Consider the following 18,328-nt stretch of genomic DNA (forward strand, 5'->3'; position numbering starts at 1 on the left):
AAGTATTAAATAAATAATTCTTTAATTGAAAATTTTAAAATCTAAAATAATAGTATTTTTTGCGGTTCTGGTTTTTGGAGTAACTTTATTGCAATCATGTACCAATGATTTAGAAACCGTAAATGCAATAGTTGATTTATCAGCTAAGCCAATGATTTTTGCAAAAGATGTAGAAATTTTAAGAACCGATTCAGGAAAAATAGTTTTAAAAGGTTTTGCAAAAGAATCTGCTTATTATTTATCAGAAAAAGATACTTTTCTTGAGTTTAAAAAAGGATTTAAAATAGAAACTTTTAAAGATTACCCAATAGTTGAATCAAGTATTACTGCAGAATATGGAAAACACTGGGAAAGTAAAAAAATATGGGAAGCCAAAACTAATGTTGTAACACAAAACATTAAAGGTGAAATGCTTAATACCGAACAACTTTTCTGGGATGAAAACAAACATATAATTTATTCCAATAGCTTTTGCAGGGTAACTACTTCAGATGGAATTATTACTGGCAATAGTTTTGAAGCCGATGAGACTTTTAATAAATGGACTCTTAAAAAAGGTAAAGGAACAATAAATGTAAAAGATGAATAAAAAAGGGACAGTAATATTGGAATATGTATGGCTTGCACTTACAATTTTCGGAGCAGTAACAGGATCATATAAAGTAGTAACAACTGGTTTTAAAGAAAGTGCAGTATTTTTTATTATTGCAGCTATCTCTGCATTTATGTACATGCTCCGGCGCGCAATGCGAAAATTCTCAGACCATAACAACACTAAAAAATGAGTGCTATTCTTATAATTATATTTATAACTCTTATTTTTTCAGCATTTTTCTCGGGAATGGAAATCGCATTCCTTTCTTCTAACAGATTGCAAATAGAACTTGAAAAGAAACAAGGCTTTAAAAGTTCAAATATTATTTCGTTATTTATTACTCATCCTAAAAAATATATTGCCACAATGCTTATTGGCAACAATATAGCATTAGTTGTTTATGGTATTTTTATGGCAAAAATCCTTACTGATCCAATATCACATTTTACAGATTCAGAATCCGGAATTTTAATATTACAAACGCTTATATCAACATTTATAATTCTATTTTTTGCCGAATTCTTACCCAAAACAATTTTCAGATTAAATTCAAATCTATTTTTAAATATTTTTGCAATACCTGTATCTATTTTTTATTTTCTTTTTTACCCTCTTAGTTGGGCAACTATAAACTTTTCAAACATAATACTTAAAAGAGTTTTTAAGGCTAATATTAAAAAAAATAATAATATAGTATTTGGAAAGGTTGATATCGACAATTACATAAATGAGAGAATGCAAAATAAAAATGGTATTGACGATGATGAATACGAACTTAAAATTTTTCAGAATGCTCTTGATTTTAGCAAAATAAAACTTAGAGAATGCATTGTCCCAAGAACAGAAATAATAGCAATAGAAACAAATGACACTATAGAAAATCTTAAAAATATTTTCATCGAAACAGGTTATTCAAAAATTCTAGTTTATAAAAATAATATAGATACAATAATTGGATATGTTCACTCATCGGAACTATTTTTAAAACCAAAAAGCCTTAATGAGATTGTTCACGAAGTACTTATTGTACCGGAAACTATGCCTGCTAATAAATTATTGGCAACATTTATTCAACAAAAAAGAAGTGTAGCAGTTGTTGTTGATGAATTTGGAGGAACATCAGGTATGGTTACTATTGAAGATATTATGGAAGAAATTTTTGGTGAAATAAAAGATGAACATGATACCGATGATCTTGAAGATAAAAAAATTAACGATTTTGAATATCTACTTTCAGGTAGATTGGAAATTGACTATCTGAACGAAAAGTATGAACTGAATTTTCCGGATACAGATGAATACGAAACTATTGCTGGTTATATTCTTTATAACCATGAAAATATTCCCAAAATTAACGAAACAATAATTATTGGTCATTATTCATTTAAAATTTTGAGAGTTACAAACACACGAATTGAATTAGTGCAATTAAAAATTGTACAAGAATAATTACATCATAAGTTGTATTTTTTTTATATATTCGTGCCCTAAAATAAATTGGAAATTATTTAATAAAAATGGCTACATTACAAACAATCAGAAATCGTGCAGGTTTACTAATATCAATAGTTATCGGGCTTGCACTTCTATCTTTTATTTTAAGTGATCTTGTTTCAAATAACACACTTTTTAATTCGGGCAATAAAACTGATGTTGCTGAAGTTGCTGGCGAAGCAGTTCCGATTCAACTATACGAAGAAAGAGTTAATGAACTGATAGCAAATTATCAAAGAAATACTAGAACAGAAACAACTCCTGACGAAGAAACCACACAGAGTATTCGTGATCAGGCATGGGAATCAATAATTACTGACTTTGTATTGGCTAATAATTTAGGCGAATTGGGAATTACTGTTAATGCTACAGAATTACAAGATATGGTAGTTGGAAACAATATAGATCCACAAGTATTACAAATTCCAATTTTTAAAAATGAGCAAACTGGCCAATTTGATCCAAACCTTGTTAAACAGTTTTTAGCAAATATGGATAAGGACGAAACAGGTGCAGCACGATTAAGCTGGGTTGCTTTTGAAAAACAATTAGAGCATTCTCGTTTATTAAACAAATATTATTCACTTGTTAAAAAAGGGTTATATACAACTTCAGCAGAAGCAAAACAATATGCCGAAGATGCTTCTAATCTTGTTGATATACGCTTTGCAATGAAAAAGTACGGTGAAGTTTCTGACTCTTCAATAACTGTTAAAGATGAAGAAATTGAAAAGTATTATAACGAACATAAATATCTTTTTGAACAAGAAGCTTCAAGAGATATTGAATATGTAGTTTTTGATGTATTACCTTCAGCACAAGATATTGAGAAAATCAGAACAAAAATGGAAGAAATAAAAACTGAATTTCAAACTATTACAGAAATACCTGATTTTGTTAATAGAAATTCAGATGTGCCTTACGCTGAAAAACTTTATTCAAAAACTTCACTTCTTCCTCCAGCTGACAGTATTATTTTTGCAGCTGAACCTGGTTTTGTATATGGACCATATATTGAAAATAATGTTTACAGAGTTGCACGTTTAATGTCATTTAAAAATATTGCCGACTCAGTAAATGCTAGCCATATACTTATAGGACCAAATGAAAAAAGAACTAAAGAACAGGCTAAAGTAATGGCTGACAGCTTAAAATCTGTAATTGAAAAAGGTGGCGACTTTGCTGCTCTTGCAATGCAATATTCAGACGACAAAGGATCTGCACAACAAGGTGGTGACTTAAAATGGTTTAAACCCGGAATGATGGTAAAACCTTTCGAAGACGCATCATTTAATGGTAAGAAAGGTGATATAGTAATTGCCGAAACACAATTTGGTTTTCACATTATTAAAATAATAGAAAAAAGTGCAGAAAGCAATAAAGCAGAAATTGCATTTATTGACTGGCAAATAGAACCTAGTTCAGAAACATACCAGACAATTAAAACAAAAGTTTATCAATTTGCTGGTGTAAATTCTACAAAAGAAAAATTCGAAGCTGCTATTACAAAAGAAAATTTAACTAAAAAACTAGCAAGTAATTTACGCGAGAATGACAGACAAATTGCTGGTTTAGAAACTCCAAGAGATATTATCAGGTGGGCATATAAAGCAAATAAAGCTGAAGTTTCTACACCTTTCGAATATCAGGACAAATTTGTTGTAGCTTATCTATCAGAAGTTCGCGAAAAAGGTATTGCTCCTAAAGATCAAATTAAAGATCAGTTAACTACTTTAGTAAAAAAAGACAAAAAAGCAGAGAAATTCACAGCTGAATTTAAAGCTGCTGCTTCAGCAGGTTCAATTGATGCAATTGCTCAGAAATTAAACCTAATGCCTCAGGATGCTACTGCTCTTAATTTTAATTCATTCTCATTACCAGGCGTTGGAATTGAGCCAAATGTAGTTGCAACATCATGTTATCTAGATAAAGGTAAAATTTCAAACCCAGTAAAAGGTAATAATGGAGTTTTCATGCTAGTAGTAAGTAACAAATCAAAAGGTCAGCAACCAGTTGATGAAAAAATGGCTAAAATGCAATTATCAAACGAAGTTCAATCAAGAGTAGATTATCAGGCATTTGAAGCTCTCAAAAAATTAGCAGACATTAAAGATTACCGGTCAACATGGTATTAAAATATTAAAGGGGCACTAGCCCCTTTTTTTTTGCTTTCATTCTTTTTTTGTAAAATATTTTATACTTTTAAACCATATATTAAAAAGAATGAAAAAGCAGTTTTCTTATTTATCATTTACATTACTAACTATATTTATATTTACTTCTTATTATTCATATTCTCAAAATATTTACAGTCGTGTTTTTACAGTTCAGGATGGACTTGCTCAATCTCAGGTTTTTTCACTTTGTCAGGATAAAAAAGGCAATATCTGGATTGGAACAGTTGGTGGCGGAATAAATGTTTATAATGGTGTAAAATTTAAAAACATAACCAAAGATGATAGCTTAGCAGGGAATACAGTATATTCAATTATTCAGGATAAAAATGGAGATATATGGGCAGGAACCGATAAGGGTCTTTCTAAAATTTCAGGTAAAATAATAACAAATTATACAACAGAAAATGGTCTTCCTGATAATTCTGTATGGAAAGTATTTCAGGATCATAACGGCACAATCTGGGCTGGAACAAGTAAGGGAATTGCATCAATTAAAGATAACAAAGTAACTGCATTAAATATATCTTCAGAAATCTCTCAATCTACAATTTATACAATATTTGAAGATAATACGTTTAATTTATGGCTTGGAACAAAATTAAATGGGATATTTAAAATAAACGGAAATAATGTTGTTAATCTGACAAAGAATAATGGGCTATCAAGCAATACAATATTTACAATTAATCAGGATAATAAAAACAATTTACTTATTGGAACATTACAAGGATTAAATATTTTATTAAAAGATACAATTCTAACATTATTCACATCAGAAAGCTTCACCAGTTCATTAATAAATAATGATAATAGTATAACATTATCAACTTATCGTGGATGGTTATTTGAATACTGTTATAATTCAAATAATGCATTTCCTACCTGTTTGCCAAAACAAAATCTCAAGTTTAATTCAATCAGAGTAATAATTAAAGATTACGAGAAAAATTTATGGGTTGGAACAGAAAACGGACTAATTTTAATTCCACCAACAGCCTTTAGAAACTGGAACACATCAAGTAAATTACATAATAACAATGTATTTTCGATATATAAAGGTTACCAAAAAGAAGAACTTTGGATTGGTTGCCTTGGTGGAGGAGTTTCTAATTATAGAGCCAATGAACCCCTAGGCAAAAACTTTTACAATTTTGGAACATTCAGGACTGAAAGTTCTATAAAGGATAATGAGATTCGAAAAAGAAATAAACAACAGATTTTAAAAGAAGTAAGAAAAGCATTAATCGGAAGTAATGTCCTTTCTATTGTTAAGGATAAAAATAACCGTACATGGTTTGGTACCTGGAGTGGATTAAGTATTTTTAATATAAATGACAGTTCATTTATTCACATTACCAATGATACTGCCGACAAAAAGTTTTATGGCGTAACTATTAATAAGAAACTCCCTAACAAATCATTTAATTGTTTAACTCTAGATAACAATGGCAATATCTGGTGCGGAACAATGGGAAGCGGAATTGTAGTTTTTTCAGATACAACAATAATAGAAAACAATTCAGAAATTAATAAGTTAAGTAAAATTTCAGTTTATAATATTTTTCAGGATAATAACAACAGTTATTGGATTAGTACTCAGGAAGGATTATATGTATATAATGGAATAACTTTAAAACATTTTACAGAAAAAGATAATTTTATTGAAGGTCAGATAAATTCTGTAACACAAGACAAACAAAATAACTATTGGATTGCATCAAAAGAAGGAATATATTGCTACAACAATAAAACTTTTGAAAAAATCGATAAATCAAAAGGATTAACTTCAAATAATATTTATTTGATAATTATTGACAAAACAGGCGATTACCTTTTTATCGGCACCAACCAGGGATTAGACAGATTAAATTTAAAAGCCTATAATTCAAATAAAAAAATAGAATTAAAACATTACGGAAAACTTGAAGGGTTTATGGGTCTTGAGTGCAACCGAAACGCTTGCTATTTAGACAGTATTGGCAGAATTTGGTTTGGAACTGTGGACGGTGTTACAATGTATGATCCTGAAAAAGATATTTTAAATATTAGAAAACCAGATACGTATATTACAAGTATTTTATACGATTTTAATAAAGAAGACTGGTCAAAATATTCTAATGGTATTGATGCTAAATCAGGTTTACCTATTAATATTGTGTTACCTTACGACATTAACAACATTACCTTTAATTTCGCTGCTAACAGCTTATCCATACCAGAAAAAGTTTTATACAAATATATGATGGAAGGAATTGACACTTCATGGTCTCCTGCTATGTCAATAAATTACGCAAACTTCCCAGCACTTCCTCCTGGTAAATATACTTTTAAAGTAAAAGCATGTAATAACGATGGAGTTTGGAATGAAACACCTATTACTTATTCATTTGAGATCAATCCTCCATGGTATTTATCAATGTGGTTTATTATTCCTGCAATTTTTGTTATAATAATATTAATATTCCTTTTTATAAAATACAGAGAAGCTGCACTTAGAAAAGATAAAATAAGACTGGAAAAAACAGTTAGAGAAAGGACTACTGAGGTTGTAAAACAAAAAGAAATTGTAGAGCAAAAAAATAAAGATATTACTGACAGTATTAATTATGCCAAAAATATTCAGGAAGCATTGTTACCAACAAGAGCAGAAATAGCAAAATATTTCCCCGAATCATTTTTACTTTATAAACCACGAGATATTGTTAGCGGTGACTTTTACTGGATTTCTCACAGAGAAAACAGAACTTATCTTGCAATTGCAGACTGTACCGGTCATGGTGTACCTGGTGCTTTTATGAGTATGCTAGGTATTGCTTTTCTTGATGAAGTTATAGGTATGCACCCAATTATCAGCTCAAATGAACTACTTAACCAACTTCGTGAAAACGTAATTTTATCTTTAAGACAAACAGGTCAGGATGGACAGTCTAAAGATGGAATGGATATTTGCTTGATAATTGTTGACTGGGAAAAGAAAGAACTTGAATTCTCAGGTGCTAACAATCCTCTATATTTTATTCGTAACAACTTCCTTACTGAGTATAAGGGCGACAAAATGCCTATCGGTGTTCACATAAACAAACAACCTTTTAGTTGCGAAAAAATACCATTTTCGGCAGGTGATTCTATTTACATGTTTTCTGATGGTTATGCAGATCAGTTTGGAGGACCACACGGAAAGAAATTTAAATATAAATCACTTAAAGAGTTGTTGATTAAAATTACCACTCAACCAATGAAAGAACAAGGTAGAATACTTGATAAAACTATTATTGAATGGTGTGGTGATAACCCTCAACTCGATGATATTATTGTTGCAGGAATACATTTCGGTAAAGAAACAATGAAAATCTCATAATTATTTGTTATGATTTTTTTCCCTAATGCTAAAATTAATCTCGGTCTTAATATTTTGAGAAAAAGAGATGACGGATTTCATGATATTGAGACATTAATGATTCCTGTTGGTTTGTGCGATTCACTTGAGTTTATTAAAGCAGAAGAATTTTCATTCACATGTTCAGGTATTGTGCTTGATGTTAATTCAGACAATAATCTTTGCACAAAAGCATACAAACTTTTAAAAGAAGGATACCCCCTACCTCCTGTTTCAATGCATTTGCACAAAGCAATTCCAACAGGTGCCGGATTAGGCGGTGGATCTGCCGATGCAGCTTTTTTATTAAAATCTCTCAACAAATTTTTTAATCTTGATATTTCTGAAAATAAATTAAAAGATTATGCTGCAACAATCGGTAGTGATTGTTCATTTTTTATTGACAATAAGCCTTGCATGGCTTATGGCAGAGGTGAAATATTAGAAGAATTTAAAATAGACCTAACAAATTATAGAATAGTTATAGCTCATCCTGGCATCCACATTAATACCGCTTGGGCATATAAAAATTCAATTCCCGAATCTAACAGACGAGACCTTAAATCACTTTTAAATTCAAATACTATAACATATTGGAAAAATATTATCAAAAATGATTTTGAAACTGTTGTTTTCTCAGTTTATCCAGAAATAAAAGAGCTAAAAGATAAAATGTATAAACTTGGTGCTGTTTATGCTTCAATGACAGGAAGCGGTTCAGCTGTATATGGGATTTTCGAAAACACTAAAGAAGATTTCACAAAACATTTTTCGTGCTTTGTGTGGCAAGGAAAAACTATTTAAAAGTATAGTTGTCACTCTGATGTACCAGAAGTGTGAATTTACATATCATCCTTCGAGTCCTTCTTCATGCTCATTACAATCACTCAGGATGATTAAAAAGCGGAATCAAGGATCAATAGCCCCCTCGTAAATATCAATTGACTCTAGAAATTCAATATTATTTATAATATATTCGTGAGCAGGTTTTGGCTTGGGTAATGTAATATCTTTTAAAAGTCGGGTATTATCGAAAACCTGACCTAATTCAATAAAATCAAAATATGGTTCTAAGCCGGCAAAAAGAATTCTAAGCCTGCCTTTTTCTGTTAAAATAGATTCCCAATAGTCCAAATGTTTTGGAAAATTAGCTAAATCACCTATATCTTCATTTCTACCTTTTGCCCAAAATCTCATATTATTTGCAAGTTTCCTCTGAACAAATTCATGAGATGGCTTATTTGGGAAATAAGATTCAATTTTCTGACAACATAATTCACTGTTAGTAGCAGAATCAACTCCTGCCGAAACATGATAAACACTATACGATCTGTTTTTTACAAACAACAATTCTGTTATTGCATTTGCTGCATAATCAACAGGAATAATATCAATTTTCGAAAATTTGTTTACCGGAATTAATCTCAAATAGTTGAATGCAGCCAGAGTCCAAAGAATTACAGATGATCTTGGAATTGCATTAACACTATCACCCATAATAATGGAAGGGCGAACAACTAATATTTTTTCTTCAGGTAAATATTTACTTAACATCATCTCACCTTTCATTTTGGTATAAGTATATGTAACCAAATGATGAGCTAAGGTATTTGGTGATTCTTCTTCTTTAATAATTTTATCTTTATTATCCTTACCGCAAATTGTTGCAGTTCCAATATAACAGAATGTAGTTAAATTTTTAAGTTCTTTTGCCCAGTTTAAAACATGCTCTAATCCGTCAATATTTACTTTTTTTACCTGATCGTCACAATTTTTTGAAAATGAGGTGTTTGCTGCGGAATGAACTATTAGGTTTATATCTTCTAATTCTTTTATTGCAAAAAGCTTAGATTTTAAATCATCATCTAATAGATTGGCTATAATTGGTATAATTCTTTCAGGTTGATACAAATCATTATGAAGATCAAATACATGTTTAAGCCTTTTATTCGCTTCTTCCTCACTTTTTGCCCTTACAAGACAATAAATCTTTTTTATATCAGTGCGCTTAGATAATGTGATCAATAACTCTCCTCCAAGAAATCCTGTAGCACCAGTAAGAAATAAATTCATCTTTAATATATTATTCAAAAAAAATTAAAACCCATATTTTCTGCAATTATAAGTAAAATTGAAATAATTCTCATCATGGGTGCCTAAACTAAATATTGTTTTCTTTCAACAATGAATAGATAATTAGCTACATAGCAAAACATTAACTTATGTACAAAAAAGTAAAACAGAAGGGATTCAAATTAAGAGATCTACTCTGTTACTAATTCTGAAAGTAAAGCAAGAATCATTTAATGATTTGCTTTTAATTTTTTCTCCAGTTTTTCGAGTATAGCTCAATTATTAAATATGCAATGTTTTTCCTAGAATTTAACTTCATAGTTAACCACACGCTACTCAATCCGTTCATTATCTTTAAAAAGCCGTTAGTCATTTCAAGCTTAAAGCAATCTTCATCATAGTGAGGAGCCAAATAATCTTATTAAAAACGCATAAATCGCTTAACTGAGTTAGCAATGGACGTAAAGGAATTTTGCAACGGTCTGATAATATCGAAAAAGGAATTTATATATATTTACAAAAAAATGAAAACTTAAAATGAAAAAAATAGATTCTGATTCGGATAAAGCAGAGTTAAATCTTAGAAAAAATGAAATAGAATTTGAACTTTTGTCAAGCAAACAATTATTTCAATTACTTATTCAAAACTCAAATGATTCTATTTGTCTTATTGATGCTGAAGGAAATCAAGTTTTCCTAAACAATGCAGCTGAAAAAACAACTGGATACTCTATAGAGGAACTACTTGGTCCGTTTTCAAAAGTAATCATTCCTGAAGACCTACCTAAAGTAATGCAGGCTTGGGGTGATGTTTTGCAAAACCCAGACAAAGTTATTAAAATTCAATACAAACATATTCATAAAACTAAGCCATATATTTGGATGGAGGCAGTTGGTCAGAACCACCTTAGCAATCCCGCATTAAATGCTGTTGTTGTAAATGTAAGAGATATCACTGTGCAAAAAGAAATAGAGGAGTTAATTAATGCTAAGAATGAAGAATTATTTCATCTTAATTCTATAAAAGACAAATTAATAGAAGATCTTGACGATTTGCTTAATAAACGAAAAAAAGAATTGACAACAAACGCATTAATGTTAAAACAACTTAGTATTTTTCACAGTAAAATATTAAGCGAACTTAAATTAATCAAAAACTGTATTAATAATACAAAAGATGAAAAGTTGAGTGAACTAATTGCCGAGATAACTTCATCATTAAAGCTAATAAATTGGAAAGATTTTCAAAACCGATATGAAGAAATAAATCAAGATTATTTAAAATTACTCTCAAAAAAATTCCCAAGCTTATCACCAACAGACTGCAAAATATTATCATACGTTAAGCTTGGGTTTTCTTCAAAAGAAATGTCAGCATTAACACAAAATTCAATAGAATCTATTCAGGTTGCCAGGTCACGATTAAGAAAAAAACTGGGATTATCTACTTCAGAAAACCTTTATAAATTTATTATTCAATTATAATTGTTTTGTTAAGGTTTTTATAAGGTATTTATTGATTTTATAAAATTTATAATATATAGTTTTGTGAATGAAATATCTAAATACCTTAATATATGAAAAAGAAAATTCAAGATTGCATTAATTCAAAATTCTTACTGTTACCTGTTTTTTTGTTTGTTTTTTTATCGATTAATATAAAAGCAAATGCTCAATTTGGTATTGATGCAGGTTTTTTTGTAGATAATGGTTGCAATAAATTAAAAGTTGCTTGGGGTGGCGATGACAACGCTTGTTTAACAAAATATTATAATGATGTTAGGATTTATATAAACGGAACCGAATCATATTATGGTTCATGGAATAGTCCTGATGGAATTTATGGATACAATTACTTCAATATCTCAAATTATGCTCCGGGAACAGTGCTTTCAATTTATGCAACTATACGACATATAGGTGCTTTTTGTGATTATACTGTAACTTCAAGTACGATTTCGGTAACAATTCCTTCAAATCAGCCTATTAATAACGTACAGGCAACCGACAATAAATTCAGCGACAAAATAGATATTACATGGTCTAGAATATCTACAATTTGTTACAATAGTTTATCATATAATGTTTATGAAAATGGTACCACTCTTCTAGCTAATGTACCAGGCACACAACTTAATTATTCTCACACAGGGCTTTCACAAGGAATGACTAAAACCTATACGGTTAGAGCAGTTGCAAATGGAGTTCAACTTCCTGCGGTTACTGGTGATCAAGGCTCTACATTTAACCTTAACCTGCAAGCCACAACTAATTTAGCTAACAAAATTACTCTAACATGGAACAATTTTAGTGGAACAAACTCGCCTAGTGGATATGCTATTGATAGATCAAATGTGCCACCAACTCCAGGTTTTGGCTTAATTTATAGTAGTACATTTAACACATATATATCTCATGAAGATCTTCTTTCTGGTGGATTAATTGCTGGTTATACGTATCTGTATAAGCTTAAGGTAAATCCAGGCACAGCAAATGAGTTTTATAAATACGCCCTTGGTAAAACTCTGCCAAATGGAAGAATAGTTGGAGATGTTAAAACACCTAGCACTGGTAGTAACCCCACTGGTGTTGGTGTTCCAAATGTGCTAATTGTTGTTAAATTACAGGGATCGGCTCTTCCATCTGATACCACCACTACTTATACTTCAATAACTGATGCAAACGGACATTATGAGATTCCGAATATTTATTATTTTCAGGGTGCATCTTTTACTGTTACGCCAACTTTGGCAGGTCGAACATTTAGCCCAACACAAACAATTGTAACATTAAATTCTGGTGCTGCAGCTACTGCTAATTTTACTGATTTGTCGTCATTTATTGTTTCAGGAACTATTAGTCAAGGTACTTGTCCAATGAGCGGGGTTCGATTAATTCTTAATAACGATACTACTGCTGTAACTACAAATGCTGATGGAGAATACAATTTAACAATTGCAATTGGTGGAACATACACTATTAAACCTTTTCTTGAGAATCATACATTTAATTCAATAGACAGTGTAGTGAGTGTTACGGCAGACGTAACCAATGTTGATTTTGATGATATAACAAATTATACACTAGAAGGATATTTTTCAGCAAGTTGTAATAGTTATATTGGAGTTGCCAAACTTAGGTTTGAATCAGAGGAAGCAGGTTGTTTTGTCGATTCAACATTGACAGATGTTAATGGATTTTATTCAATTAATTTACCTGCCAGAAATATTAAGATTTCAGTAGTCGAATTTACCTCATTTAATGAAACAATTCTATCCTCAGTAAACGGACTTGCTTATTTCTCTACTCCTCGAATGATCGATTTAACTTCGTCAAATCAACCTTACTTCCATAATGACACTGCTACTATGGATTTTGTCTACAGGCTTTTACCTGTTTTACAAATGACAGGGCTAAGTGATTATCATACATGTTCAGGAGAAATTCTTCCTGTAATGCAACAGAATGCACAATACGATCTGGTTTTTAATGCATTTGAATCATTTAATGGTACAAATTGTCCCGCAGGTGACGGTTATATTGCTATTTCGGAAAATATTTCTTCTCTTGGAGTTAGTGTAAATCATGATACCTTATATTATCATCAAGGTGATACCATACATTATGTAATGACACCAGGTACTCCAAATATTATTGCACCTTACAAGAAATTTATTCAGGTAATACTTTGCAGGGATAATCAAACAGACACAATATACTCTGATGTAATTGTTATTGGACATAGACCACGTTCGCAAACATTTACAACAACAACACCACAAATGCCATTTCATATTTTACATAATCCTCCCGGAGATAATAGTTATAGCTATCTATCACAGAATACAAGTATTTCAAATTCATTTTCCACAAGCTTTTTACAGGAAGGAAGTGTTGATACATATATAAGAGCTCAGTTAGGACCTTCTATATCTACCTCCGTAGGACTTGTTGCAGAAGTTAGTGTTGAAGTTTCAAATCAATTAGATATTACTGGATCATTTGGAACGGGTGCAGGCGGTTTAACTTCCGATGCTTCTGTTATAACATCAACCACAACAGATATGTTTCAGACTTCTGGAAATGTAGATATTATTGGTGGAGCAGGTGATGTTTATATAGGAGGTGCTATAAATATGTTATATGCTGTTTCTGATGTTGTTTTATACGATTTTGATTCATGTAAAATTGATATATCTAATACACTGATGATGCAACCCGATGGTATTTCAACAACCTTTATGTATACCGAATCTCATATAACTGATGTTATTATTCCTGAATTACAGAGTATTGCAGATCATTACACCAGTATTAACGTACTTGATTCGGCTGCTTTTTTTAGTAATCAATTAAATGTTTGGCAACAGGTAGTTGATAGTAATCATTATAATATTACTAATGCTGATTTTATAGAGAATAGAACTTTTAGTGGAGGTGTAGTTTATGATCATTCGGTTGAAACATCAAGAACAGAATCTAACTCTTTCGATTTTAATTTTTATATTAATTATGGGGTTGCTGTTGATATTGGGGCTTCTATTGCTGGAATTGGTCTTTATGGTGGAGTTGCAGTTTCCGGAAGATCTACTTGGGGAAGTATCGTTTCTACAGATTCAACTCAAACTACAACAGTTGGGTATGTGCTTTCAGATGATGATTTAGGTGATAGTTATACAGTTGATATAAAAAGAGATAAAGTGTATGGAGTGCCCACTTTTAAATTAGTTGCAGGTCGTTCAAGCTGCCCATGGGAAGAAGGTACTTTACCACGCGAGGGGGTACAGTTAATTTCTAATACATACTCTCAAACTGTTGAAGAAACTCAGCAAGCTGTATTTGTTTTGCAATTAAGTAATACTAGCCAAAGCAATGAAACAATGACATATGATTTAATTTTTGATCATACCAGTAATCCTGATGGTGCAATATTAACTATTGGAGGAAGCCCGGTTGTAGGTAATGTCCCTTACCCTTATACAATCGCTCCTGGGGGTAGTGTAAATGCTACAATAACAGCTAGCAAAGGTCCAATTGCATCAACCTATAGCGGATTGAAGTTTACACTAAAATCATCTTGCGACGATCAGATTTCATCGGATGTTTATCTAAATGCTCATTTCTACCATAACAATATACTTACAGTTGCGGTTAACGGTTCTGGAACTACTAATGTATCTGTTGGAACTCATCCATATCAGGAAGGTTCAAATGTTATTTTATTTGCATCTCCTGCTTCAGGTTATGTGTTTCAAAAATGGATAGTTGGAACAGATGAATTTACAACTCAGGCTATTCAGGTAACAATGAGTACTGATATTACCACTACTGCTTATTTTATTCCAACAATCTCTCCACAATTTACACTGCAAATTTCTAATGTAGGAAATGGCACATCTATACCTCCGGTTGGATCATATGTTTATAACCAGGGAAGTACAGTTAATCTTACTGCGATTCCAGACCTAAACAACGCATTTGTTAGTTGGGTAATCAATGGACAAACTATAACAGATTTTGATACTGTTATAACAATTACACAAAATACTACAGCAATTGCAAATTTTGTAGAAACTCATTCGTTAAGCGTTGCTGTTGCTCAGGGAAATGGAACAACATATCCTTCAGAAGGAATCCATATTTGTCACGATGGTTCTGTATTACATTTATATGCATCACCGGCACCAGGTTTTGCTTTTGAAAAATGGGTAATAAATACAGTGGAATATTTTACACAAAATGTAGACTTAACAATTATTTCTGATGTAACAGCACAAGCATATTTTACTGCTACATCAACTCCACAGGATACTGTAACAATAAGTGTAACTGGTAATGGAATCACAAATCCTCCTGCAGGAACACATTATTTTGCACATGGTTCAACAATTTCATTATTAGCAACTCCAAACCCTGGAATGGTTTTCCAAAAATGGATTGTTAATAGCTTAGAAACAACAAATAATCCTATTAATTTAACTATTACTGGTGACGTATCAGTTGAGGCAGTATTTGTTATAGACAACACTGTTGGTATTGTTGAGAATAAATACGATAACATTGTGAGTATTTATCCAAATCCTTCAAATGGCTTAATCAACATTAAATCAACTTACGAAATAGAGAGTATATTAATTACAGATATTACTGGTAAAGTAGTGTATAATGAGAATAAAATAAGTAGCCTTGTTCATTTAATGAATTTAGAAAATTTAAATTCCGGAATTTATTTTGTGAAATTATATACTAAAACAGAATCTAATGTGTTCAAAATTCAGATTGTAAAATAATTTTTACTGGAAATGTTAGGAAGAGGCTATGTATTTATTAGCCTCTTTCTTTTTTATAAAAATTAATGTAATTATATCAGAACATATTACAATAAATTATCTTTTATATATTTGTTTCTAAAATTTAAATAAAATAATTAAAATGAAAATTTCTGTCCGGTGGAAGCTTTTCTTTTTTGTAATAGGCTTTAACATAGCAGTAATAGGACTTCTAACTTATTTTATTTATGATGCGACTTATAAAATATTTTTTTCAAGTTATAAAGAGAACAAACTTACTTTTGCAAAATCAATTGCAGGTGGCATTGATGGCGATATACATAAAAATATGGATTCTCTTTGTGATACTCGTTCAAGAGAATATCAACATATGTTTCATTTTCTAAAAAAAATGAAAGATCGTGATAGTTCAATTACCTATCTGTATACTGCAAATTATAACAAAAAGGAGGACAAATTTTATTACTGTGTAGATGGTGATATCTCTAAGGAAAATATTTTTTGGGTAGAAACAGATGATTTTGCTTTTGAAATTCATTTTGATTCAACTTCTCAACCTTTTTATTTTTATAATGGAAAAGAATATATAAATAAGCTGAAAATTAGTACTGATAGTTTTGAAATTCAAATTAGTGTTAGTGGAAATATTATATATTTTAATGAATATAAATATGCTGAAATAATTAGCCATAATCCATTTAAAGTTAAGGTAGATTCTATTACTCTTGATTCTCTTTCTCGTAACATAACACATATATACACTCAAGGTAATAATAATTTAAAACTTCTAACTTCTATCTCTTTTGCAGGAGGACCATATAGTATTCCTGGAGATTTACTACAGGACATACCGGAAAACATTAAGAAATATAAACGAATTATTGATAGTGGTGAAGATTATATAGATTCTTCATTAGTAAATACTATTTATGGTAAATGTATTTCAGCGTACGGTGTTATAAAAGATTCCAACAATGTGCCAGTAGGACTTGTCTTTGTTGACATGTATGAAAATGAACTCAAAACTCTCGAAAAAACAGTTACTTGGGTATCAATTATTATATCTGTTCTATCAATTTTAATTGTGTTACTTGTTTTGCCATTTATTTTAGAGAAATTTGTTATAAGAAAAATTAAACGACTGAATAAAGGGATTAATCAAATGAGTGAACAGCAGTTCGACACACAGATTTTGATTAATTCTAGAGATGAATTTGAGAATTTAGCAAATGGTTTTAATTATATGGCTAAAAATTTAAAATCATTTTATGAAAGTCTTGAACAAAAAGTAAGAGAAAGAACTGCTACTATTGAACAACAAAACGAAGAAATAAAAACTCAGAATGACCAACTAGAATATTCTAACAATGAAATCACAAAGCAAAAACAAAAAGTAGAAGAAATAAATAATGAAATCACTGCAAGTATTGTTTATGCTCGGAAAATACAAACTGCAATTTTGCAAACATCAAAATTTATAGACAAATGGCTTCCCGAGAATTTTATTTTATTTAAACCTCGTGATATTGTAAGTGGTGATTTTTTCTATATTCAGAAAATTCAGGATACTATTTTTATAATTGCTGCAGATTGTACTGGACACGGAGTACCTGGTGCTTTTATGAGTATGCTTGGAGTAAGTTTTTTAAATGAAATTATATTAAAAGAAAGGATAGTAAAAACAGATATTATATTAAATAATTTGCGTGATCAAATTAAATTTGCATTACAGCAAACTAAAAATAATTATGAAACCCAGGATGGTATGGATATTTCATGTGTTTCATTAAATGAAAAAAACGGACTAATACAGTTTTCCGGAGCAAATAATCCTATCTGGATTTTTAAAGAAAGCGAAGATGCCGATTCTTCTTTTATTGAAATTAAAGGTGATAGAATGCCGGTCGGAATTCACCCAAATGATAATATACCATTTACACTTAATGAATATCAACTAAATATCGGTGATTCTTTTTATTTGTTTTCAGATGGATATGCATCACAATTTGGTGGACAAAAAAATGAAAAATTAAAAACCAAAAAATTCAGAGAATTTATAACAGAAGTTAATAAATTACCAATGTGTGAACAAAAAGAAGTATTAAACAAGAAAATAATTGAGTGGAAGGGAAAGTGTGAACAAACTGATGATATTTTAGTAATTGGAGTAAAATATATAAATAATTAATTTTTCAATTTGTTTTTTCAAAAACTGTTTTTTTTTAATTCTGTTAAAGAATTATCTAAAAAATATCTAGATTGAATAACCACTAAATAAAGACATATACGAACAATTTATTTACATTTTTTCCTTTATTCAAAC

General features: G+C 30.4%; 10 protein-coding genes. 9 read left to right on the forward strand and 1 reads right to left on the reverse strand.

The annotated features are described in order from the left end of the window. Positions 1 to 25: 25 nt before the first annotated feature. The 6 genes from lptC (at position 26) to HY951_01015 (ending at position 8,446) form a co-directional block, all read left to right on the forward strand. On the forward strand, positions 26 to 589 hold the full coding sequence (gene lptC / locus HY951_00990) for an LPS export ABC transporter periplasmic protein LptC (GenBank protein MBI5538605.1): 564 nt from the start codon (positions 26 to 28) through the stop codon (positions 587 to 589). Next, positions 582 to 785 carry a hypothetical protein gene (locus tag HY951_00995; protein ID MBI5538606.1) on the forward strand — a complete coding sequence of 68 codons (204 nt, stop codon included), beginning with the start codon at positions 582 to 584 and terminating at the stop codon, positions 783 to 785. The genes lptC and HY951_00995 overlap by 8 nt, the downstream gene beginning before the upstream one ends. Beyond that, positions 782 to 2,044 (forward strand): HlyC/CorC family transporter, encoded by a 1,263-nt coding sequence (locus tag HY951_01000; GenBank protein ID MBI5538607.1) that lies wholly within the window; start codon positions 782 to 784, stop codon positions 2,042 to 2,044. The genes HY951_00995 and HY951_01000 overlap by 4 nt, the downstream gene beginning before the upstream one ends. A 68-nt stretch (positions 2,045 to 2,112) precedes the next feature. Then, complete coding sequence (locus HY951_01005; protein ID MBI5538608.1) at positions 2,113 to 4,224, forward strand: SurA N-terminal domain-containing protein; 2,112 nt, start codon at positions 2,113 to 2,115, stop codon at positions 4,222 to 4,224. 88 nt (positions 4,225 to 4,312) lie between these two features. Continuing rightward, on the forward strand, positions 4,313 to 7,624 hold the full coding sequence (locus HY951_01010) for a SpoIIE family protein phosphatase (protein MBI5538609.1): 3,312 nt from the start codon (positions 4,313 to 4,315) through the stop codon (positions 7,622 to 7,624). A 9-nt stretch (positions 7,625 to 7,633) separates the two neighbouring features. After that, on the forward strand, positions 7,634 to 8,446 hold the full coding sequence (locus tag HY951_01015) for a 4-(cytidine 5'-diphospho)-2-C-methyl-D-erythritol kinase (protein ID MBI5538610.1): 813 nt from the start codon (positions 7,634 to 7,636) through the stop codon (positions 8,444 to 8,446). 105 nt (positions 8,447 to 8,551) lie between these two features. On the opposite strand, the gene HY951_01020 is transcribed toward HY951_01015, so the two are convergent. Beyond that, positions 8,552 to 9,715, reverse strand: coding sequence for an SDR family oxidoreductase (locus HY951_01020; protein MBI5538611.1), 1,164 nt, complete (start codon positions 9,713 to 9,715; stop codon positions 8,552 to 8,554). Positions 9,716 to 10,252: 537 nt separating this feature from the next. Between HY951_01020 and HY951_01025 the strand changes: the two genes are divergently transcribed. The 3 genes from HY951_01025 (at position 10,253) to HY951_01035 (ending at position 18,193) form a co-directional block, all read left to right on the forward strand. Next, on the forward strand, positions 10,253 to 11,200 hold the full coding sequence (locus tag HY951_01025; GenBank protein ID MBI5538612.1) for a PAS domain S-box protein: 948 nt from the start codon (positions 10,253 to 10,255) through the stop codon (positions 11,198 to 11,200). A 92-nt stretch (positions 11,201 to 11,292) separates the two neighbouring features. Beyond that, the gene (locus HY951_01030; GenBank protein ID MBI5538613.1) at positions 11,293 to 16,005 is read left to right on the forward strand and encodes a T9SS type A sorting domain-containing protein; all 4,713 of its coding nucleotides are present in this window, start codon (positions 11,293 to 11,295) and stop codon (positions 16,003 to 16,005) included. Between the two features lie 142 nt (positions 16,006 to 16,147). After that, positions 16,148 to 18,193 (forward strand): SpoIIE family protein phosphatase, encoded by a 2,046-nt coding sequence (locus HY951_01035; protein ID MBI5538614.1) that lies wholly within the window; start codon positions 16,148 to 16,150, stop codon positions 18,191 to 18,193. The last annotated feature ends 135 nt before the right edge of the window (positions 18,194 to 18,328 follow it).

This window comes from Bacteroidia bacterium, from assembly GCA_016218155.1.
Classification (GTDB): domain Bacteria; phylum Bacteroidota; class Bacteroidia; order Bacteroidales; family GWA2-32-17; genus GWA2-32-17.